Below are 20,607 nucleotides of genomic sequence, written 5' to 3'. Positions count from 1 at the left end.
ATGGAATTGCGTGAAGGTTCGCAGCGAATCAAACTCAAAATGGACAGCTGGACGGTTAAATAATGAGAAAACGTTGGCCATCACCGGCAAAACTGAATCTTTTTTTGTATATCACTGGGCGTCGTGAAGACGGCTACCATAATTTACAAACTTTATTTCAGTTCCTCGATTATGGCGACACACTGACCATTGAGCCGAGAAATGATGGTCAAATTCATCTCGCGACATCCATTGCAGGTGTGCCAGATGAAGAAAATTTAATTGTTCGTGCCGCACGTTTATTGCAAGACACCGCTCTGATGATGGGTTCGTTACCTCAGGGTGCAGGGGCTGAAATCAGCGTTGAGAAAAAGTTACCGATGGGCGGTGGTTTAGGCGGTGGCTCCTCCAACGCGGCGACCGTGTTAGTGGCCCTCAACCATATCTGGAACACCGGCCTGACTGAAGATCAGCTTGCGGCCATTGGCGTTACGCTGGGTGCTGATGTTCCGGTATTCGTGCGCGGTTTTGCTGCGTTTGCGGAAGGTGTTGGCGAGAAGCTCACGCCGGTTTCTGTGCCGGAGAAATGGTACCTGGTGGCGCATCCTGGTGTCAGTATCCCCACCCCGGTTATTTTCCAGGATCCAGAGCTACCACGAAATACCCCGATTAGATCAATTGACACGTTATTAAACTGTGAATTTGGTAATGATTGTGAGGTTATCGCAAGAAAACGTTTTCGTAAGGTTGATGAGCTGCTTTCCTGGCTGTTAGAATACGCGCCGTCGCGCCTGACCGGCACCGGCGCTTGTGTGTTTGCAGAATTTGACACCGAGAACGCTGCCCGCCAGGTGCTTAAGCAAGCCCCGGAATGGCTGCATGGGTTTGTTGCGCGAGGCGTTAATGTCTCCCCGCTGCATCAGGCCATATCCGGGCAAGCTGAGTATTGGTGACAACGTCACCTTGTTTCAGACGTTGCATCAAGCTCTTTATACACCGCCTGGATGGCGCTACCCCGCCCGCATAAGCTGCGGTAGTACCATCCGCCACTGGACGCATGCCTGAGGTTTTTCTCGTGCCTGATATGAAGCTTTTTGCTGGTAACGCCACCCCGGAACTAGCACAACGTATTGCCAACCGCCTGTACACCTCCCTTGGTGACGCCGCCGTCGGTCGTTTTAGCGACGGCGAAGTAAGCGTACAAATCAACGAAAATGTACGCGGTGGTGATATTTTCATCATCCAGTCCACCTGTGCACCAACCAATGACAACCTGATGGAATTGGTTGTTATGGTCGACGCCCTGCGCCGTGCTTCTGCAGGTCGTATTACCGCTGTTATCCCTTACTTTGGTTATGCTCGTCAGGATCGTCGTGTACGTTCCGCCCGTGTGCCAATCACCGCGAAAGTGGTTGCTGACTTCCTCTCAAGTGTTGGGGTTGACCGTGTTCTTACCGTGGACTTGCACGCAGAACAGATTCAGGGCTTCTTCGATGTTCCTGTAGATAACGTCTTCGGCAGCCCAATCCTGCTTGAAGATATGCTGCAAATCGGCCTGGAAAATCCAATCGTGGTTTCTCCGGATATCGGTGGTGTTGTGCGTGCTCGTGCTATTGCGAAACTGCTCAACGATACCGACATGGCTATCATCGACAAACGTCGTCCTCGCGCTAACGTTTCCCAGGTTATGCATATCATCGGTGATGTTTCTGGCCGTGACTGTGTACTGGTTGACGATATGATCGACACCGGCGGCACTCTGTGTAAAGCAGCTGAAGCGCTCAAAGAACGTGGTGCTAAACGTGTGTTTGCTTACGCAACTCACCCGATTTTCTCCGGCAATGCGGTTCACAACCTGCGTAACTCCGTGATCGACGAAGTTATCGTATGTGACACCATCCCACTGTCTGAAGAAATCAAAGCACTGCCAAACGTCCGCACCCTGACTCTGTCAGGAATGCTGGCTGAAGCAATTCGCCGTATCAGTAACGAAGAATCAATCTCTGCGATGTTCGAGCACTAATCGAGCACGCTTAAAAAAACCCGCCACGGCGGGTTTTTTCTTTTACAGGCTTCCTAACTGCCATAAATGACAGTTGATGCGCTCACGGATGGAATCAAAGTGAAAAACGTATCTTCTTCTGTATTACCTTTCCGCGCTCTGGTAGACGCTTGTTGGCGTGAGAAATACACCGTTTCCCGTTTTAGCCGCGATGTTATTGCCGGTATCACCGTGGGGATTATTGCCATTCCACTGGCGATGGCCCTGGCGATTGGCAGCGGTGTAGCCCCTCAGTACGGCCTTTATACTTCCGCGATTGCCGGGATTGTTATCGCTTTAAGCGGAGGTTCACGCTTTAGCGTTTCCGGACCTACCGCCGCATTTGTCGTTATTCTCTACCCGGTCGCTCAGCAGTTTGGCCTGGCGGGATTATTGATTGCGACGCTGATGTCAGGCGTGTTTCTTATTTTGTTTGGTCTGGCGCGATTTGGCCGCCTGATTGAATACATTCCCGTTTCCGTGACGCTCGGTTTTACCTCCGGGATTGGGATTACTATCGCTACCATGCAGGTGAAAGATTTCTTTGGCCTGACGCTCGCCCATGTCCCCGAACATTATCTGAATAAAGTCGCGGCACTGGCGATGGCAATGCCGACCATCAATATGGGTGACGCCGCAATTGGTGTTGTCACCCTGGCCGTGCTGATCCTCTGGCCGCGCCTGGGCATTCGTTTGCCGGGGCATTTACCGGCGCTGTTAGCGGGCTGCGGGGTGATGGCTGCGGTTCATGCCATGGGATTTGACGTGGCAACTATCGGCTCACGTTTCCACTATGTGCTGGCAGATGGCACGCAGGGCAACGGCATCCCGCAGCTATTGCCGCAATTAATGCTGCCGTGGAACATCCCTGCATCTAATTTCACGCTCAGTTGGGATTCGCTCAGCGCCCTGCTTCCGGCAGCATTTTCGATGGCAATGCTTGGCGCAATCGAATCGCTGCTGTGCGCGGTGGTGTTAGATGGCATGACCGGCACCAAACATAATGCGAATAGCGAACTTATCGGCCAGGGACTGGGCAATATTATTGCGCCATTCTTTGGCGGGATTACCGCCACCGCCGCCATTGCGCGTTCTGCCGCTAACGTGCGTGCCGGAGCGACCTCACCGATCGCCGCCGTGATTCACGCATTATTGGTGATTATGGCCTTGCTGGTGCTGGCGCCGCTGCTTTCATGGCTGCCGCTTTCGGCAATGGCTGCCCTGCTGCTGATGGTGGCGTGGAATATGAGTGAGGCGCACAAAGTGGTGAGCCTGCTGCGCCACGCGCCAAAAGACGACATTATCGTGATGCTCATCTGCATGTCGTTGACGGTGCTGTTCGATATGGTTATCGCCATAAGTGTGGGTATCGTGCTGGCGTCGCTGCTGTTTATGCGACGTATCGCACGAATGACGCGTCTGGCCCCGGTGAATATCACCACGCCAGAAGGTGTTCTCGCATTACGGGTTACCGGGCCGTTGTTTTTTGCCGCCGCTGAAGGCTTGTTTAACGACCTCACCCAACGCATTGAACAAAACCATCTGATTATTCTGCAATGGGATGCTGTACCGGTGCTGGACGCGGGGGGGCTGGAAGCATTTCAACGTTTTGTAGAAAAACTACCGGAAGGTTGCGAATTACGGGTCACAAATCTGGAATTTCAGCCGCTGAAAACCCTGGCGCGAGCACGTGTGCAGCCCATTCCTGGTCGCCTTGCTTTTTATCCTGACGTTCAGGCCGCGCTGGCCGGATAAATTTTTGCCAAAAAAAACGGTTCTGAAGAGAACCGTTTTCTTGTCGTGAATTGACTAGCTGTGCTTGTGGCTATCATTTCGACGACAACGTTTATCAAAGTGTCGTACCCACCAATAACGATCACCGACTTGTTCGTGACCGCCTACGCGCGCACCGGCTAGCCAAAGTACCGCACCAACGAAAATGCTCAAAACGGCACCGTGGGCGAAATATTGCGGGAAATTGAATTGAGGGAGCTGGTTTAAAATAGAATAACCAACACCACCCACCATGACGACAAGCCCCAAGCCCATGAAAATATTACCGAGTAATGAAGCGTTTTTGCGTTTCATGTGTCACCTCCGGGTGTTCCTGGGTCGGCGGGGGAAATCCCCATTCCTTGTGTGTAAAGTATAGACAACACCGCTTCGGATTATGTGCGTGGGCGATCACAATTACGAATGAAAGGCCTACAAATATTTACAAATAACACGCTGAATAGCATGAAATTCTAATGGTTCACGCACTGAATTATTCAACTGTTGAATGGGTAATGCATTGCTTCTTTGTCATCGCGACGGGAGCGCAGTAAACTACGCGGCTCTGGTCTGTTTTCAGGATATTAAACGTGAGTATCAAATTAATTGTTGGCCTGGCAAACCCAGGTGCGGAATATGCGGCAACGCGTCACAACGCAGGTGCCTGGTATGTGGATCTGCTTGCTGTGCGCCATAATCAGTCGCTGAAAGAAGAAAGCAAATTCTTCGGTTACACCGCGCGCATAAACCTTGCCGGAGAAGATGTTCGCCTGCTGGTGCCAACCACGTTTATGAACCTCAGCGGTAAAGCGGTCGGAGCGATGGCGACATTTTTCCGCATTGCGCCTGAGGAAATCCTCGTCGCGCATGATGAACTGGACTTGCCGCCTGGTGTGGCAAAATTCAAACTCGGTGGCGGCCACGGCGGGCATAATGGCCTGAAAGACATCATCAGCAAATTGGGCAATAACCCCAACTTTCACCGCTTACGTGTCGGAATCGGCCATCCGGGCGATAAAAACAAAGTTGTTGGCTTTGTGCTGGGCAAACCGCCCCTTAGCGAACAGAAGCTGATTGATGATGCAGTAGACGAAGCGGCGCGTTGCACCGAGGTTTGGCTGAAAGAAGGTTTGACTAAAGCCACTAATCGCCTGCACACCTTTAAGGCGCAATAAAGGTCTACGCGGCAGTCAGCAAGGATTTCTGCGCCCGTTATATGCCGTTTGCGTGTATAATGGGGAAAGTTATGATCATTTTATCAATGAGACAACATCAACTCATTGAATATCAAGTAATTAAGGTGAATTAAACCATGGGATTCAAATGCGGTATCGTCGGCTTGCCGAACGTTGGTAAATCAACCCTGTTCAACGCGCTCACCAAAGCGGGAATCGAAGCAGCAAACTTCCCGTTCTGTACCATTGAGCCGAACACTGGTGTGGTGCCAATGCCGGACCCACGTCTGGATAAACTAGCCGAAATCGTTAAACCACAGCGCATTTTGCCTACCACCATGGAATTCGTTGATATCGCCGGTCTGGTGAAAGGCGCATCCAAAGGTGAAGGCCTGGGTAACCAGTTCCTGACCAACATCCGTGAAACCGAAGCTATCGGCCACGTTGTGCGTTGTTTTGAAAACGACAACATCATTCACGTGAACAATAAAGTTGATCCAGCCGATGACATCGAAGTCATTAATACCGAGCTGGCGCTTTCTGACCTCGATACCTGTGAGCGTGCGATTCACCGTGTGCAGAAGAAAGCTAAAGGCGGCGATAAAGACGCAAAAGCTGAACTGGCTGCGCTGGAAAAATGTCTGCCACAGCTTGAGAACGCCGGTATGTTGCGTGCACTTCCTCTGACCGACGAAGACAAAGCGGCTATCAAATACCTGAGCTTCCTGACGCTGAAACCAACGATGTATATCGCGAACGTCAATGAAGACGGTTACGAAAACAACCCATATCTCGACAAAGTGCGCGAAATCGCCGCTGCCGAAGGTTCTGTGGTTGTTGCTGTCTGTGCCGCCGTTGAGTCAGATATTGCTGAACTTGACGATGCTGACCGTGACGAGTTCATGGCAGAAATGGGCCTGGAAGAACCTGGTCTGAACCGCGTTATCCGCGCAGGTTATGAGCTGTTGAATCTGCAAACTTACTTCACCGCTGGTGTGAAAGAAGTGCGTGCATGGACTATCCCTGTTGGCGCGACGGCTCCGCAAGCAGCGGGTAAAATCCACACCGACTTCGAAAAAGGCTTTATCCGCGCTCAGACTATCGCGTATGAAGATTTCATCACCTACAAGGGTGAGCAAGGCGCGAAAGAAGCCGGTAAGATGCGTGCAGAAGGTAAAGACTACATCGTTAAAGATGGTGATGTAATGAACTTCCTGTTTAACGTCTAAATAAACGAAAACCTTTGTTTCGCAGGGGCCCTCACTGTCTCGGCGAATACGAAATAAACTTAAAATCCACGCAGTTGCGTGGATTTTTTTATCTGTAGCATTCAAATAGTCTCATCGCTGCGCACATGAAAGTGAGTACAGCTATTTGATCGCAATCCAGGGGGCCACGGCGACTCAGGCTTTGCTTTATCTGATATCTCCACAATAATTGTGTGAAATATCTGCTGGTATTATGGCCACCTTGATCCAAGAATGCATAAAACTAGCGGGCTTTACTCGCGCTTTCCATGCCTGGGACAGCGCTTTCGCTATCAGTGCTGAGTCCGGGAAAAATAACATCACCCAACCAACCGGTGTACGGGAAATATAATTTAATAGATTAATTTTTGCGATGCATATCCTGAAGCAGAATGATCATTCAAATCAATATGTATTATTAAAACATTCAAAAAAACAATATACCTGCACATGCAATTGAGTGAATTTGATTTGCTTCAAAGAATGGTCGATACAAAATAATACAATCTTAAACAACAAAAAAAGGAAACATAAAAGCTATCAATTTGATGTTGGCACACACATCAGAAAACTCACCTTTAATTCTGTCATCTTATTACTCATTTAACTAAAATGTATACGCACTTTCTAATACCCATTTTGTGTGTATAATTGCCGCACCTCTGCAATTACAATATAGAAGACACTATTTAATTAATTAGTTACCCAGTATTCATTCACTTGGAGAATATATGAAAAGGAATAGTTTTGTTTGCTTGCTTATTGCCTTGTCAACCGCAAGTGCGTGGGCGGCGGAAGACAATGCCGGAACAGTCCACTTCACCGGCGAAATCATTACACCAAGTTGCATCATTGATGGAGAGGGTGGAGGTACAGATTATACCGTTAATTTAGGTTCGTACCCCGCGTCTCATTTTACCGAACCAGGCGTAGAGGGGGATCCGGCTAATTTTTCAATCAGTCTAAAGGATTGCCCTCTATCCAGTGAAGGCCTGGAAAATGTTCAGTTAACCTTTAATGGTTCAACGACTCTCACCAAATCGGTAGAACTTCTGGATGTGAGCTATTTATCGACAGAGACAGCCGGTACAACTGCAGCTACAGGTATAGGGATTAAAGTCACTGCTGATTCTGATGACACTGTTATTAAATTCGATGGTTCAGATAGTTTGGTGTACGTCCCATTACCAACCACAATAACAACAAACCCCATTCCAGTTAGTTTTACTGCTCGTTATGTATCGTTTGCTGATACTGTCACCGCCGGGCCAGCCGATGCAGATTTAACCATCAATATTTTATATCGGTGATGCTGTATTTATAACAGATTAATGTATTTGAAACACATACACCGCACGGCAAGTATTTCTATCGGTAAACCCGATAACATAATGGGTTTACCGCGTTTGCAAATAGTTTCTGGAGGTAATTCTCATGCGTATTTTTGTGCTAATGCTAATTGGCATGACAATTCTTTATTCCGAATTTAACCTGGCCTCGGGTATTCAGGTAGGGCGAACACGCGTAATTTATGATGAAAATAAGAAAGAAGTAGCGCTACCGCTAACTAATAAAGAAACAGAACTCCCGTGGCTCATTCAGTCATGGACAGATACCGGCGATGGTAAAACCCGCGGGCCGTTTATTATTACTCCCCCCCTGTTCCGGTTAGACCCGCAAAAAGAGCAGAACTTGCGTATTACCTGGTCCGGGCAAGCACTGCCGCAAGATCGAGAATCGCTGTTTTATCTGAATATCCGCACCATTCCTGCCCAGGCAAAGGAACAAGAGGATCAAAATGTGTTGCGGCTTATATACAAAACGCGTTTGAAACTGTTTTGGCGCCCGAGTGGGTTACAAGGTAGCCCTTTAGAAGCGTGTAAAAATCTGCACTTCAGCCGCCATGCTGACCAACTATTGATCACTAACAATGGCGCGTTTTACAGCGTATTCGACAGCTTGCGCCTGGGGGGTAAAGCCTTACCTCAAGCAGATATGGTTGCCCCGCAGCAAACGGCTCAGTTTAACTTGCCCGCAGGCGTCAGCGGACAACAGGTCAGTTGGCATTGCATCTCAGATTACGGCAGTGCCACAGAAAAATTCACTGCTAGTTTAACCTGAGAATAATGGTGCCTAATGGCTAATGGACTGAGCCAGTATCCCTGCGGCCTCTTCGGGCGTCTACAGCCTATATGGTATGGTCTTGGTAGTTTATTGCTGGTTCTCGCCAGCAGCACCCATGCCCGTGAATTTTACTTTGCCCCTTCCACACTTGAGGGCGTTGGCCTGTCCCAGCAAGACATCGATTTATCTTTGTTTTCAAAGGAAAATGGTCAGTTACCCGGTGTATATAAAACAAACGTTCGTCTCAATAAGCATGCTCTGGATGACGAATCCATTGGCTACGTCAATGACGAAAAGGGCGAACTGCATCCGCTGTTAACGCCTCAGTTATTGCGCAAATGGGGTATCCGCGTCGATGCGTATCCCCAACTGGCAAAACAGCCCGCCAACAATCCTCTCAGCGATCCGTTGGGGCACTATATTCCCTTTGCCACCGCCAGGTTTGATTTCAATTCCATGACGCTGCATATAAGCATGCCGCAGGCTGCTATTGACGCACACAGCAGGAATTTCATTGACCCGTCACGATGGAATGATGGCGTCCCCGTGTTGTTTGCTGACTATTCTGTCTCCGGCTCACAGCGGGAAAATGGAGATCATAACAACGACAGCAGCCAGTATCTTAATCTTCGCAGTGGCGCCAATCTGGGCGGCTGGCGGCTGCGCAGTTATTCAGTCTGGAATAAAACCGCCGAAACACAGTCATGGGACACGATTAACACGTGGATACAGCATGATATTGATTTCCTGAAGGCACAGCTTACCGCTGGGGAAAACAGTACTCGCGGCGAGGTTTTTGACAGCATTCAATACAATGGCGTCAACATCACCTCTGATGAACAAATGCTTCCTTATAGTCAGCGCGGTTTCGCCCCCGTCATCCGGGGTATCGCCCATTCTAATGCCGAAGTAACCATCCGGCAGAATGGTTACATTATCTATCAGGCCACTGTTGCCCCTGGCGCCTTTGAAATTACCGATCTCTACTCCACCACCAACAGTGCCGATCTCGATATCACGATTAAAGAAGCCGACGGCACAGAGTTCCATTCTGTTCAGCCCTTTTCGAGCGTCGCGGTGATGCAACGTCCGGGAAATTTGCGCTATGAGGCCACTCTTGCCCGCTACCGAGCAGATAACAATCAGCAGGCCAATGAGCCTCTATTCGCTCAAGGCAGTGCCATCTTTGGCCTGAATAATTATCTGACGCTGTTCGGTGGAATAACATCCTCTTCTAATTATCAGTCAGTTGATATTGGTATCGGGATGGCGCTGGGTGAAATCGGTGCCCTCTCCACGGATATTACCGCCGCCCGTGCCCGTTTAGATAATGGCGAACAGTACGACGGACAGTCCTTACGGGCGATGTATACCAAGAATATAGAAGCAACAGACACCAACCTGACGCTGGCTAGCTACCGTTATTCCACAAGCGGCTATTACAGTTTTGCCGATGCAAACCAAAAATACGATCCTGATGACGACTGGTCCTATGAATACAACAAACGTAGCCGTCTTCAGGCCAGCATCAATCAAACGTTGTTGGGCAGTAGTTTATATCTCACGGGTTATCAGCAAGATTACTGGAACACCAATCGCAAAGAGACCAGCATTTCATCGGGTATCAACAGTGTGATTAGCGGCATTAGTTATCATCTGGCCTACACCTACAGTAAAACAGATGAAGAACAGAGCGATCAGTCGATGTCCTTCGGCTTCAGCATCCCTTTATCACGCTGGCTTCCGAAAAGCTGGGCCAACTACAACGTTAGCAATAGCAAAAATGGTTATACCAACCAGAATATCGGGTTGGGCGGCACTCTGTTCCAGGATGATCGCATGAGCTACTCGCTGCAACAGAGTATGGCCAACCATGATGGCGAAGACAGTAGCAGCCTTTATGGCACGTATCGTTCGCAGTATGCCAATCTTAATGCGGGCTACTATTCGTCATCTGATGGTTCAAGACAAATAACCTATGGCATGAGCGGTGGCGTTGTTACCCATCCTGCTGGTGTCACGCTATCGCAACCCTTGGGCGATCAGTTTGCTATCGTGACGGCAAAGGGAGCATCCGGGATACATTTCAGCAATCAGCGCGGGGTGCAGACTGATATATTCGGCAACGCCATTATCCCCTCCCTGAGTCCCTATCAGGAAAACGTCATTCGCATCGACACGACCAGCCTACCGAATGATGTCGATACCGACGAGACAGCAATGACCGTGATCCCAAGCCGTAACGCCGCCGTGAGTACCCATTTCTCTGCGCACGTTGGGTATCGCGTGCTCATCACACTGACCCGCCCCAATGGTCAAAAGGTACCTTTCGGGGCTATGGGCACCGTGGACAGTACAGCCATCAGTGGAATTGTGAATGACGAAGGCGTGCTTTATCTCGCTGGGGTCAGCGAAAACATCCCTCTTACAGTCAAGTGGGGTAACTCGGCTACGCAGCGCTGCAATGCTGTCGTAACACTTTCCCCCTCAACCGAAAGTCTCGCCGCCGGCGGTATTCGCCAGGCAACCGCTTTGTGTAACCCCGAGATCAATTATGCGAAATAATACCGCCGTGCATTCAGCAAAGACTCAGTTCTTTAACAGGATACTTCTGATTGGGCTCTTAATTTTGCCGCTCACTGCTCACTGTGCAGCAACCGTGGTGCTACAAAATTGTTTCTCTGGAATGACCACATATATGAGTACGGTGGATGCTGAGCTTCCCTCCGGGGATAATAAAGATGGGCATGCCGTTGAAACCGGGACACTGCTGGCAGGAGATGGACCTATTGTTACGGCGCACTGCGATTGCCCGAAAAACCTTACCGCCAGCACCAATATCTATGAAATGACCGCCGCCGGTAGCCCACTTCCGGCAGGGACAAACGGGTATGCCTACCTGACTGAGAATTTGGATATCGATGTGAGTGGTTATGCTGATGCCATAAACTCTCCTACCGGCGACAATGTTAATGAGCTGATGATTGACACCTATCCCACTCCCATAGGGAGCTTGCCCAAATATAATGAATTATCTAAGCTCTCAATAGGAACCAACAATGTCTGCGGCGAAAATTTTTACCCTTCTGGGATTACTGACCAGACCCCTAAACGCCAGTTCAAGTGGAATATGTCTCGTTTCAAGTTGTATGTGAAGAAATCGATCCTGGGCGAAGAAATCATTCCCTCGACAGTCATCGTACAAAACTATTCATGCCTGTCGACCAGTAACTACTGTAGCCAAACGTCAGATAGCACCCTGGTGTCAGAAATATTTCTCAGTGGCAGGATAACCGCCCCGCTTACTTGCACGATAAACGCAGGCAGCACCATTGAGGTTGAACTTGGGAATATCGTCACCTCTCAGTTTGTCACGCAAGGCCAACCCCCGGCGAGCTATACGCTCAAAGACGTTGATATCAGCTACCATTGTGACGATCCGGCTGCGGGTAACGCTGGAAAAATTAAATTCAGCCTCAGTGCCGATCAAGGGGTTGTACCGGGGAGCAACAATCTCATTGCCAGCATGATCGGTCGGGATGACATTGGAGTACGTATGTATGATCAAGACAACAATAACGTCGTGCTGGATGGATCGCTGGATTTACCAGTGACGCTGGATGAACAAGGAAATGGCAGTATTATGATGACCGCAGCGCCGGTCAGCACAACCTCTAAAAGGCCAGAGGCCGGTAAGTTTGAGGGAAATGTGACGGTGAAAATGGAGTTGCGCTAAGAGGATTCCGCCCGGATTGCTCCGGGGGATAATGATATTCAAAAATCTAAATCCGATTGATGGTGAGGTATCCTGCCAAACCGAACATCTGACCCTGGTATAATCTAAAAAGCCACGCAATTGCGTGGCTTTTTTGTTCATATTACAACGCTTTCAGAAAGCGTCCCCGGTCACTATTTACTTATTAACCGTTTTAATTAGTGAACGAGTCATTCAACAAACCAATATCCAGACCATTCGAAAGGTTAATATCGCGAGTTAACTTAAATGTTCTTCCATAAGATTTAATTATAGTGATGCAGCGGTTCGGGCCGCATTATCATAGAGCGCCGAAATGGCACGTAATAATTGTGCATTTTCTCCAATAGATTTAGCAGAAATGCCTGTCTCAACCTGCAAACCAATAAGACATGTCTCGCGGACCTCACGATATTTAGCACACAGCACTTTACCTTTTTCAGTGGCGGAAAAGTAAAGTTCCTTGCCCTGCTTTTCACTTTTAACGTAACCCGACTTAACCATTTTCTTTAATGCGTAGGCAACGATATGGGTGTCTTCGACGTTCAGAACAAAACAAATATCCGCCAGTTTTTTTTGCCGATCGCGGTGATTGACATGATGCAGTAACGATACGTCGAGCGGCCCCATATCTGGCTCTCCGGCTGCCGTCATGCAACGTACCATCCATTTATTAAACGCATTGCTGGTCATGATTAATGCGTATTCCAGCTCCGACAATTCCGCACATCTTTCAGAAACCAGATGGTGAGAAGAGACAATGGGATCTTTTAACCCTGCGCTATTAGCGATTGTTCCTACTGCTGAATCGAGTCTTTCTTTCTCAGACGCCATTGGCTGCCCCTTAATATGATATCCATAAAACATAATTGAATTCGAATAAAACACCAATAAATTAATGATAATTTATTTTCATTTTGTCTTCGTTTTGCTATATGTTTTTACCTCTTCGTCATTCTAAAAAAACACAACACACATAGACAGGGTAAAAATAATGGATAGTGCCACCCTTTTACCGCTCATCGGAATACCCGTTGTTGTTATTGGTTTTGCACTCCGATTCAATCCGCTGATTGTTGTCGTTATTGCAGGATTAACAACTGGACTCGCCGTAGGAATGGATTTCGGAATGCTACTGGAAACCTTTGGCGAGAAATTTTTCAATAGCCGCTCGCTCGCCACATTTATTCTGATTCTGCCCGTGATTGGCCTGTTGGAATATTACGGTTTGAAAGAACGCGCTCAGGCCTGGATTGCCAAAATAGCCAGCGCCACGTCCGCACGCATACTGATGATTTACTTTATTGGCCGCGAAGGAACCGCCGCACTTGGGCTGATGTCTCTTGGCGGCCACGCGCAAACTGTTCGCCCGCTGTTAGCGCCAATGGCGGAAGGTGCGGCCCTGAACAAGTACGGCGAACTTCCTCTGCACATTCGCGATAAAATAAAAGCCCACGCCGCAGCCTGCGACAACATCGCCGTCTTTTTTGGCGAAGACATTTTCATTGCCTTCGGTGCGGTTCTGCTAATTGATGCGTTTTTGAAAGAAAACGGCATTACGAATATTGAACCGCTGCATATCGGCCTTTGGGCTATTCCCACAGCGATTGCCGCGCTGATCATCCATATGTTCCGCCTCACGCGACTTGATGCGAGCCTCCACCGCGATGTGATGGCCTGGCGTGCTCAACAAGAACCTGAAATGAAAGAGGTGACAAAATGAGCACTCTGCTAACCATTAACCGTGTTTATTACCTGATTGGCATCATCGTCATGATTCTGGTGGTGATGACACTGCGCGATCGCGGCAACCCTAAACGCCTGACCACGGCTCTCTTCTGGTTCTTATTCGGCGCGATTTTCCTGTTTGGCGACCTGATGGTGGATACCCTCGGAAAATCAATGGCTTACCGGATCATAGGCGGAAGCGTGATTGTCATTGCGCTCCTGGCAGGCTTTGGATTAGTGGGCAAAGGGCATTACGCCATGGCGACAGACGAGCAACGAGAAGCCTCTGCCTCGCGCATCAAAAACTGGTTATTTCTGCCCGCGCTACTGATTCCCGTCATCACCGTCATCTGCACCCTATTCATGAAAAACGTGTCGATTGGCGGCGTTTACCTGCTAGACCAGAAGCAACTCACGTTGGCCTCCTTGTGTGTGGCAAGTGTCGCGGCAATCTTAACGGGATGGTGGATAACCAAAGGTTCACCGGTGCAGGCCATTGCGCAGTCGCGCCGAATTGTTGACACCGTGGGCTGGGCAATTATTTTACCTCAAATGTTAGCGATGCTTGGCGGGGTGTTTATCGTCGCCAACACCGGTGAGTCGGTACGCAAAGTGGTCGAGTTGTTTGTTGACCCGGAAAACCGCTTCATGCTGGTCGTTATTTACTGCGTGGGCATGGCGGTATTTACCATGATTATGGGTAACGCTTTTGCTGCATTCCCTGTTTTAACGGCAGGTATCGCGATGCCGTTTCTTGTCATTCACCATAACGCTGACCCCGCGCCGTTGCTGGCGATTGGGATGTACGCAGGCTATTGCGGCACGTTAATGACGCCGATGGCCGCGAACTTCAACATTGTCCCGGCCGCGTTGCTCGAGCTTAAAGATAAATACCAGGTCATCAAGATTCAGATCCCGAGTGCTCTGGCCATATTGCTGGCGAACGTGTTCTTGATGTACTTCCTGTCATTCCGCTAAAGCACTGAAAAACGATGAATCTCAAAGGAGTTTTTATGTCATTAAGCCCGATTCAGGCTGAAGCATTTGCCAACATGCCGCTGACGTTTTTACGCCAGGAATATCCAAATCACATCATGCATTTGCTCAATGATGATGGTGACGTGTTGCCACCCCGGGAATTACACCCGATTTTTTACGGCTGTTTTGACTGGCACTCAGCGGTTCACGGTTACTGGTTGCTGCTGCGTTGTTTGCGCCGTTTCCCGGAACTGCCTTCCCGCGAGGCGATCATTAGCCTGTTTGATGAACACTTTACCGAAGCCAATGTAACCCGCGAACTGGCCTATTTTACTGCCCCGTTCCGCGCGTCGTTCGAGCGCCCTTACGGATACGGTTGGCTGCTTGCGCTGGCGCAAGAACTGGCGGAATCGACTCTGCCGCAGGCAAAACGTTGGTCTGCTCTGCTTGAGCCGCTGACACAGGATATTCGTGCGCGCCTGATAGGCTACCTGGAAAAACTCACCTACCCGATTCGCGTCGGTACGCATTACAACACCGCTTTTGCCCTGGCGTTAGGGCTGGACTACGCCCGTTCGCGCCACGATGCGGAACTCGAGACGGCTATCATTGATGGAGCAAATCGCTTCTATCAGCACGATGTCAATTATCCCGCTCACTATGAACCGGGCGGCGACGAGTACGTTTCAGGTGCGCTCTGCGAAGCGTTGCTGATGAGCCAGGTCAGCGCGGATTTCCCAGGCTGGTTTGACCGTTATCTGCCAGAGGTCGCCAGTATCAATGCGCTGATGCATCCGGCCGTTGTCAGTGACCGCACCGACCCAAAAATCGCGCATCTCGATGGCCTGAATCTCAGCCGCACATGGTGCTTTAAACGTATTGCGGCGGCACTACCGGCTGAACACCCTGCCCAGCAAGCCTTACAACAGGCGATAACCCGCCATCTTGACGCCAGTCTTGATCATGTGGTCGGCAGCCATTACAGCGGCGGACACTGGTTAGCCAGTTTTGCCATGTTGGCACTGGAGTAACCTCCCCGTTTAAACGCTTTCCCCGCACACCCGAGTGCGGGGAAATAAAACCGCTATCAGGCTTTACTCACTTCCGGCGTCAAAAACTGGCTGCGCGGCGAATTACGCAATGTAAAGAATGAGATAGCCGTGAAGCAGGCAGTGATCAATCCTAACGTCAGATAAGCCTGGCTAAAGCCCACCGAGTCATACATTGACCCCGCCCACGTAGAGAGCACAACGCCAGAAAGCTGTTTGGATAAGTTAAAACCAATCAGGAAGAGCGTCGCCGACAGGCGAGGATCAAATACCGAAGAGATATATTTGAACGTTCCCACCAGCAAGAATGGCAGCTCAAACATATGCAGCATTTTCAGAATAATGACTTCAACGCCGGTCGTGGCAAACGAGGAGCCGATTATCCGCACAGACATAATCACGCCCGCCACCAACAAAGCATTTTTAGCCCCTATGCGATTAATAATGAAAGGTGCAAAGAACATAATCGTGGCGTTCAGTAATTCTCCGCCGGTGGTGACAAAACCAAATATTTCAGTCCCTCGCTGCGGAGATGAGAAAAAGCCTTTAAAGAAGTTGGCAAACTGCTGATCGAACACATCGTAAATACTGGCCACGCCAATCACATACAACAAGAATGCCCAGAAGCGCGGCATCTTAAGCAATTCCACCACCATATGCAGTGAGAATTCCTGCTTTTTGTTTACGCCCGTCTCGGCAAGTTCAGATTCCGTTTTAGGATCGGGCTTCGAGAGCAGTAAAAGTACCGCCAGCACCAGAGCGAAACCGGAGGCTATCCAGAAGGTAATATTCGGGTTAATGCTAAATAAGATGCCGGTCAACGAGGCGCAAATGGCCCAGCCCACACAGCCTGATACGCGCACCTGGCCGTATTCGAAACGGTTATTACGGCTCACACGTTCTATATACGCTTCCACAGCACCGGAACCGCCGGAAAAAACACATCCGAGATAGATCCCGCCCGCCATCGCCCCCAGATAAATATTGAATTGTAACAGCGGCGATAACACGTAGATAAAGAACGGCGCAAACAGAACCAACAGCACGACGATGAACCACAGTAAATGCTTCCGCAATCCTAGCTTGTCGGAAATTAAGCCAAAAGCAATCTGAAAGATAATGGCGAATAACGAGATAGACGAGAACACCACGCCGGTTTCGGTTTTGGTCAGATGGTTTACATCTGCAAGCCATACCGGAAAGAACGGAAAGTAGGCAGACATAATGAAATAGTAGAAAAAGAAGAACAGCATAAAATAGATGAAATTATGTTGTTCCCGACGACTCAACGCTGACAGTTTCATAGGGTATTTCCACTTATTATTATTTATGGATTGAGGGGCAAAGGCTGATAAACGTTTTTTGTAGAGGGACAAGCCTTAGCGTCATCCACCATTTGCATCAGTGGTGTCGGATGACGCTGCTGTACGACCTACATAAGTCTAAGAGTCAGTTGGTAATGCCATTGTGTATCCAGTAACAACCATTTCTTCAGCACGGACGGCGTCCAGGAATCATCACCTCCAACGCCCATATGCTGGGCATCAAGCGAAATAGTGACCCCGTCTTCTGGCACCATTTTGTGCCAGTGCGTAACCGTCATCAGTTGTTCGATGCTCCAGGGTTGAACAGAGAAATGGAAATTCCCGCGCGCCTGCCAGATTCCCCAGTCGAGCGATTTTGTTCCGCCACGTAAACCATTTTCCGTCGGGAAGATATACGGAGTGCTCATCTCATCTAGCGGTAATGCCCAGCGCGAGAAAATCGCGCTATTACGGCGGTCAGGGTAGTTTTCATGCGGCCCGAGTCCCAGCCAGCTAACCTCTTCGTTCTGCGGTTTCACTTTGAAAACCACGCCGACACGAGGCAGCGGCGGCAGGGTTTCTGCGCGTTCGCCGGTCACGGTAAGATGCAATTGCCCAAGGCCATCAAAGCGCATCTGCCAGCAGCTCACGATCGCCACACCTTGATGATTGTGATATCGCCATTCGCTGACCACCACAATATCGTCGCCAAATTGTGTCGCTTCGCAACGCACGCACTCCCTTTCCAGTTGATAAAGCCCTGCACTTTTCCAGCGTTCCGCCCACGCATTAGGATCGATGCGCGTCACTTCGCTGACGCCGATATCGTTGTCGATAGGGGCGCGGACAAAGTTGTCACGCAGCGGTTGCAGCAACTGCTCATCACCGTTCTTCAACCAGCTGAAAAGTAAGCCGTTGGCGCGATCGATTTGCCACTGCTGGCCTGCGGCCTGCACGGTAAATCGGATTGCTGAGGTGGTGAGAACCGGCGGGTTAGCCGCCGTAGGTTTGATTGTTAAAACCAGCGGTGCGGCGATGGAAAACTGCTGCCATGCCACGCGATGCCCGGCAGCTGACCACGGCGTTTCATGAGGCTGAATCACTTCAAGCATCAGCCAGACGTCTTTTGCATCGGCCGGGAGAATCAGGTTTTCGGTCAATGTCAGTTCAACGCTACCTTCGGCTGCCAGAGTCAGCGTTTCACGCCCGTTTAGCACCGGCAACCCCGCCGCCTCGATACGCCATTGCAGCGTTTCGTTATCGGTATCGCGGAACAAATACTCACTGTGAACTCGCACTCTGAGCGGCTGCTGGCTAATCAACTCAAACTGGAAGTATTGCTGCGCTTGTTTGGCTTCAAACAGTGCCGGATGTGGCGTCCGGTCAGGGAAAACCAGGCCATTCATACAGAACTGGCGGTCATTCGGCGTGTCGCCAAAATCTCCGCCATAGGCCCAGCCTTGTGAACCATCGTCGAAAGTTTTCATGATGGCCTGATCCGCCCAGTCCCAAATGAATCCGCCCTGCAAACGAGGATATTCACGGAATGCCTGCCAGTAATCAGAGAAGTTACCCAGGCTGTTGCCCATCGCGTGGGAATATTCACACAAAATGAGCGGACGCTGCTCACCGGGCAGGCTGATCCACTTTTTAATCGCCCATTTCGGCACCGCCGGAATAATCAAATCCGTTTCAACGCGGGAATACATCGGGCAAATAATATCGGTGACGGCCGTATCCCCGCCGCCGCCTTCATATTGCACCGGGCGCGATGGATCATTTTTTTTCAGCCAGTGGTAAACCGCATCGTGATTTGCGCCGTAGCCGGACTCATTGCCCAAAGACCAGATAATAATGCACGGATGGTTGCGGTTAGTCTGAACCATGCGCGTGACGCGTGCGCTGTAGGCAGGCAGCCAACTGGCATCATCAGAAAGACGGTTCATCGGCACCATGCCGTGGGTTTCGATGTTTGCCTCATCAACCACATACAAACCATAGCGGTTACAAAGCTGATACCAGAGCGCGGTGTTCGGATAATGAGAGCAGCGGACGGCATTAAAGTTATTCTGCTTCATCAGCAAAATGTCCTGCACCATATCGGCTTCGGTCACGACCTGGCCGCGAAGATGATGGTGTTCATGGCGATTAACGCCGCGAATCAACAACGGCTTGCCATTCACCCGCAGCAGCCCGTTTTTGATCTCGACCTGGCGGAAACCCACGTCGCACGCTTCGGCCTGAATCAGCTCATAACCCTTCCACACCGCCACAACGGCGCGATAACAGTGCGGCGTTTCCGCGCTCCACAACAGTGGGCGCTCAACTGGCAACCTGAGATAGGCACGCTCGGCGTAATTGCCCCGGTCGTCGATCATCGGCGTGCCAAGGGACTGGCGAATGGCGGCAATTTGCTGGTTTCCCTGCCAGAGAGTCGTTTCCACTTCCAGTTCGGATAAACAGGCTGTGGGAGCCGCAACCGCGATGTGGATATTTAGCTCCGCATCGCGATACAACGCATCCAGTTCGGGGGTGATCTGCATATCGGTCAGATGAATTTCGGGCAAATTCATCAGTGAAACCGAGCGGAAAATACCGCTCATGCGCCACATATCCTGATCTTCAAGCCAGGTCCCGGCACTCCAGCGCAACACCATTACACAAAGGCGATTTTCCCCGCCGTGTAAAAACGGAGTCAAATCGAACTCGGCTGGCAAACGGCTATCGACCGAATACCCCACCCATTTGCCGTTACACCACAAATGAAAAGCGGAATTCACACCGTCAAAAATAATGCGTGTCTGCCCGGATGCCAGCCACTGGTCGGAAATATCCACCGTGCGGGTGTAACATCCGGTGGCATTTTCTTCCGGCACAAACGGCGGCGTGGTTTCGATGGGATAGCGCACGTTGGTGTAAATCGGCGCATCGTCGCCGGTCATTTGCCAGTTCGATGGCACGGTAACGGGACGTGCATCCGCCAAATCGCGCTGCAACCAACTGGCGTCAACAGCCTGCGGTTGAGCCCGCCAGCTAAATTGCCAGTCACCATCAAGCGTTCGATGCTGTGGCGACACATGCTCGTCACGCGCTGCCGCAATATCCCGCCAGGCCCTGAACTGCGGGTGCGCCGGTAAACGGTTAATCTGCGTCACCGCCTGTTGCTGCCAGTCACGGCGGTTAAGAATTGCTGCAAACTCTGCTTCTGGGCAGAAAGCGCCCGAACTTTGCGTCATGCTGATTCACCTGTAGTCGTTAAAATGTTATGCGCAATACAATTGAGCAAATTTAGGCAGAGAATCAGCATCACTGGCAAACACAGGTTTTATCAATTCTAAGCACGATCGCAAAATCGGTCGATTAATCAGCATTTCTGTCGTGAGCATGACAATAAATGTTAGCGCTATACATTTCATGCATGCTGGCTTGACGCAGCCAAATCTGCCCCGCATTAT

16 protein-coding genes and 1 pseudogene are annotated in these 20,607 nt (G+C 50.1%); 12 read left to right on the top strand and 5 right to left on the bottom strand.

Annotation, left to right across the window (positions count from 1 at the left end; genetic code table 11):
• The first annotated feature begins 62 nt into the window (after positions 1-62).
• The 3 genes from ispE to dauA all read left to right on the top strand — a co-directional run bounded on the left by ispE (position 63) and on the right by dauA (position 3,775).
• Complete coding sequence (gene ispE / locus GBAG_RS08175) at positions 63-932, top strand: 4-(cytidine 5'-diphospho)-2-C-methyl-D-erythritol kinase (protein ID WP_034494911.1); 870 nt, start codon at positions 63-65, stop codon at positions 930-932.
• Between the two features lie 122 nt (positions 933-1,054).
• Positions 1,055-2,002 (top strand): ribose-phosphate diphosphokinase, encoded by a 948-nt coding sequence (prs, locus tag GBAG_RS08170; protein ID WP_034494941.1) that lies wholly within the window; start codon positions 1,055-1,057, stop codon positions 2,000-2,002.
• 99 nt (positions 2,003-2,101) lie between these two features.
• Positions 2,102-3,775: a C4-dicarboxylic acid transporter DauA gene (gene dauA, locus GBAG_RS08165; RefSeq protein WP_034494940.1), complete on the top strand. Its 1,674-nt coding sequence runs from the start codon at positions 2,102-2,104 to the stop codon at positions 3,773-3,775.
• A 54-nt stretch (positions 3,776-3,829) separates the two neighbouring features.
• Here dauA and ychH read toward each other — a convergent pair whose 3' ends face one another.
• On the bottom strand, positions 3,830-4,108 hold the full coding sequence (gene ychH, locus GBAG_RS08160) for a stress-induced protein YchH (protein WP_034494910.1): 279 nt from the start codon (positions 4,106-4,108) through the stop codon (positions 3,830-3,832).
• 275 nt (positions 4,109-4,383) lie between these two features.
• Between ychH and pth the strand changes: the two genes are divergently transcribed.
• Positions 4,384-4,968, top strand: coding sequence for an aminoacyl-tRNA hydrolase (gene pth, locus GBAG_RS08155; protein ID WP_034494909.1), 585 nt, complete (start codon positions 4,384-4,386; stop codon positions 4,966-4,968).
• Between the two features lie 137 nt (positions 4,969-5,105).
• A complete protein-coding gene (ychF, locus tag GBAG_RS08150) occupies positions 5,106-6,197 on the top strand; it encodes a redox-regulated ATPase YchF (RefSeq protein WP_034494901.1) in 1,092 nt (363 codons plus the stop codon).
• A 163-nt stretch (positions 6,198-6,360) separates the two neighbouring features.
• Here the strand turns inward: ychF and GBAG_RS23065 are convergent.
• Positions 6,361-6,557: pseudogene (locus GBAG_RS23065) on the bottom strand (DDE-type integrase/transposase/recombinase); the annotation flags it as partial.
• A gap of 389 nt (positions 6,558-6,946) precedes the next feature.
• Between GBAG_RS23065 and GBAG_RS08145 the strand changes: the two are divergent.
• The 4 genes from GBAG_RS08145 (at position 6,947) to GBAG_RS08130 (ending at position 12,075) form a co-directional block, all read left to right on the top strand.
• Entirely contained in the window at positions 6,947-7,525 is a 579-nt protein-coding gene (locus GBAG_RS08145; RefSeq protein WP_034494899.1) for a fimbrial protein, read from the top strand.
• 124 nt (positions 7,526-7,649) lie between these two features.
• Entirely contained in the window at positions 7,650-8,336 is a 687-nt protein-coding gene (locus GBAG_RS08140) for a fimbrial biogenesis chaperone (RefSeq protein WP_034494897.1), read from the top strand.
• A gap of 15 nt (positions 8,337-8,351) precedes the next feature.
• Positions 8,352-10,904, top strand: a complete 2,553-nt coding sequence (locus tag GBAG_RS08135; RefSeq protein WP_034494896.1) for a fimbria/pilus outer membrane usher protein — start codon at positions 8,352-8,354, stop codon at positions 10,902-10,904.
• Positions 10,894-12,075 carry a fimbrial protein gene (locus tag GBAG_RS08130; RefSeq protein ID WP_034494894.1) on the top strand — a complete coding sequence of 394 codons (1,182 nt, stop codon included), beginning with the start codon at positions 10,894-10,896 and terminating at the stop codon, positions 12,073-12,075. The genes GBAG_RS08135 and GBAG_RS08130 overlap by 11 nt, the downstream gene beginning before the upstream one ends.
• Positions 12,076-12,363: 288 nt before the next feature.
• Here the strand turns inward: GBAG_RS08130 and GBAG_RS08125 are convergent, their stop codons facing one another.
• A complete protein-coding gene (locus tag GBAG_RS08125; protein ID WP_034494892.1) occupies positions 12,364-12,927 on the bottom strand; it encodes a winged helix DNA-binding protein in 564 nt (187 codons plus the stop codon).
• A 160-nt stretch (positions 12,928-13,087) separates the two neighbouring features.
• On the opposite strand from GBAG_RS08125, the gene GBAG_RS08120 reads away from it, so the two are divergent.
• The 3 genes from GBAG_RS08120 to GBAG_RS08110 are packed head-to-tail and all read left to right on the top strand — an operon-like array spanning position 13,088 to position 15,830.
• Positions 13,088-13,816, top strand: a complete 729-nt coding sequence (locus GBAG_RS08120; protein WP_034494891.1) for a DUF969 domain-containing protein — start codon at positions 13,088-13,090, stop codon at positions 13,814-13,816.
• Complete coding sequence (locus GBAG_RS08115; protein ID WP_034494888.1) at positions 13,813-14,799, top strand: DUF979 domain-containing protein; 987 nt, start codon at positions 13,813-13,815, stop codon at positions 14,797-14,799. The genes GBAG_RS08120 and GBAG_RS08115 overlap by 4 nt, the downstream gene beginning before the upstream one ends.
• 35 nt (positions 14,800-14,834) lie before the next feature.
• Entirely contained in the window at positions 14,835-15,830 is a 996-nt protein-coding gene (locus tag GBAG_RS08110; protein WP_034494886.1) for a DUF2891 domain-containing protein, read from the top strand.
• A gap of 56 nt (positions 15,831-15,886) precedes the next feature.
• Here the strand turns inward: GBAG_RS08110 and GBAG_RS08105 are convergent, their stop codons facing one another.
• Positions 15,887-17,152, bottom strand: coding sequence for an MFS transporter (locus GBAG_RS08105; RefSeq protein WP_034494884.1), 1,266 nt, complete (start codon positions 17,150-17,152; stop codon positions 15,887-15,889).
• Between the two features lie 128 nt (positions 17,153-17,280).
• A complete protein-coding gene (locus GBAG_RS08100; RefSeq protein WP_156104867.1) occupies positions 17,281-20,388 on the bottom strand; it encodes a beta-galactosidase in 3,108 nt (1,035 codons plus the stop codon).
• Positions 20,389-20,607: the final 219 nt, after the last annotated feature.

It is taken from the genome of Buttiauxella agrestis ATCC 33320, from assembly GCF_000735355.1.
In the GTDB taxonomy this organism is placed as follows: domain Bacteria; phylum Pseudomonadota; class Gammaproteobacteria; order Enterobacterales; family Enterobacteriaceae; genus Buttiauxella; species Buttiauxella agrestis.
Note: the sequence above shows the minus strand (reverse complement) of the source record. Positions and strands in the feature narration are given on the sequence as shown.

Coding starts and splice junctions, on each gene's coding strand:
- ispE (WP_034494911.1), top strand. CDS start 63: ATGAGAAAACGTTGGCCATCACCGGCAAAACTGAATCTTTTTTTGTAT.
- ychH (WP_034494910.1), bottom strand. CDS start 4,108: ATGAAACGCAAAAACGCTTCATTACTCGGTAATATTTTCATGGGCTTG.
- ychF (WP_034494901.1), top strand. CDS start 5,106: ATGGGATTCAAATGCGGTATCGTCGGCTTGCCGAACGTTGGTAAATCA.
- GBAG_RS08145 (WP_034494899.1), top strand. CDS start 6,947: ATGAAAAGGAATAGTTTTGTTTGCTTGCTTATTGCCTTGTCAACCGCA.
- GBAG_RS08140 (WP_034494897.1), top strand. CDS start 7,650: ATGCGTATTTTTGTGCTAATGCTAATTGGCATGACAATTCTTTATTCC.
- GBAG_RS08135 (WP_034494896.1), top strand. CDS start 8,352: ATGGCTAATGGACTGAGCCAGTATCCCTGCGGCCTCTTCGGGCGTCTA.
- GBAG_RS08130 (WP_034494894.1), top strand. CDS start 10,894: ATGCGAAATAATACCGCCGTGCATTCAGCAAAGACTCAGTTCTTTAAC.
- GBAG_RS08125 (WP_034494892.1), bottom strand. CDS start 12,927: ATGGCGTCTGAGAAAGAAAGACTCGATTCAGCAGTAGGAACAATCGCT.
- GBAG_RS08120 (WP_034494891.1), top strand. CDS start 13,088: ATGGATAGTGCCACCCTTTTACCGCTCATCGGAATACCCGTTGTTGTT.
- GBAG_RS08115 (WP_034494888.1), top strand. CDS start 13,813: ATGAGCACTCTGCTAACCATTAACCGTGTTTATTACCTGATTGGCATC.
- GBAG_RS08110 (WP_034494886.1), top strand. CDS start 14,835: ATGTCATTAAGCCCGATTCAGGCTGAAGCATTTGCCAACATGCCGCTG.
- GBAG_RS08105 (WP_034494884.1), bottom strand. CDS start 17,152: ATGAAACTGTCAGCGTTGAGTCGTCGGGAACAACATAATTTCATCTAT.
- GBAG_RS08100 (WP_156104867.1), bottom strand. CDS start 20,388: ATGACGCAAAGTTCGGGCGCTTTCTGCCCAGAAGCAGAGTTTGCAGCA.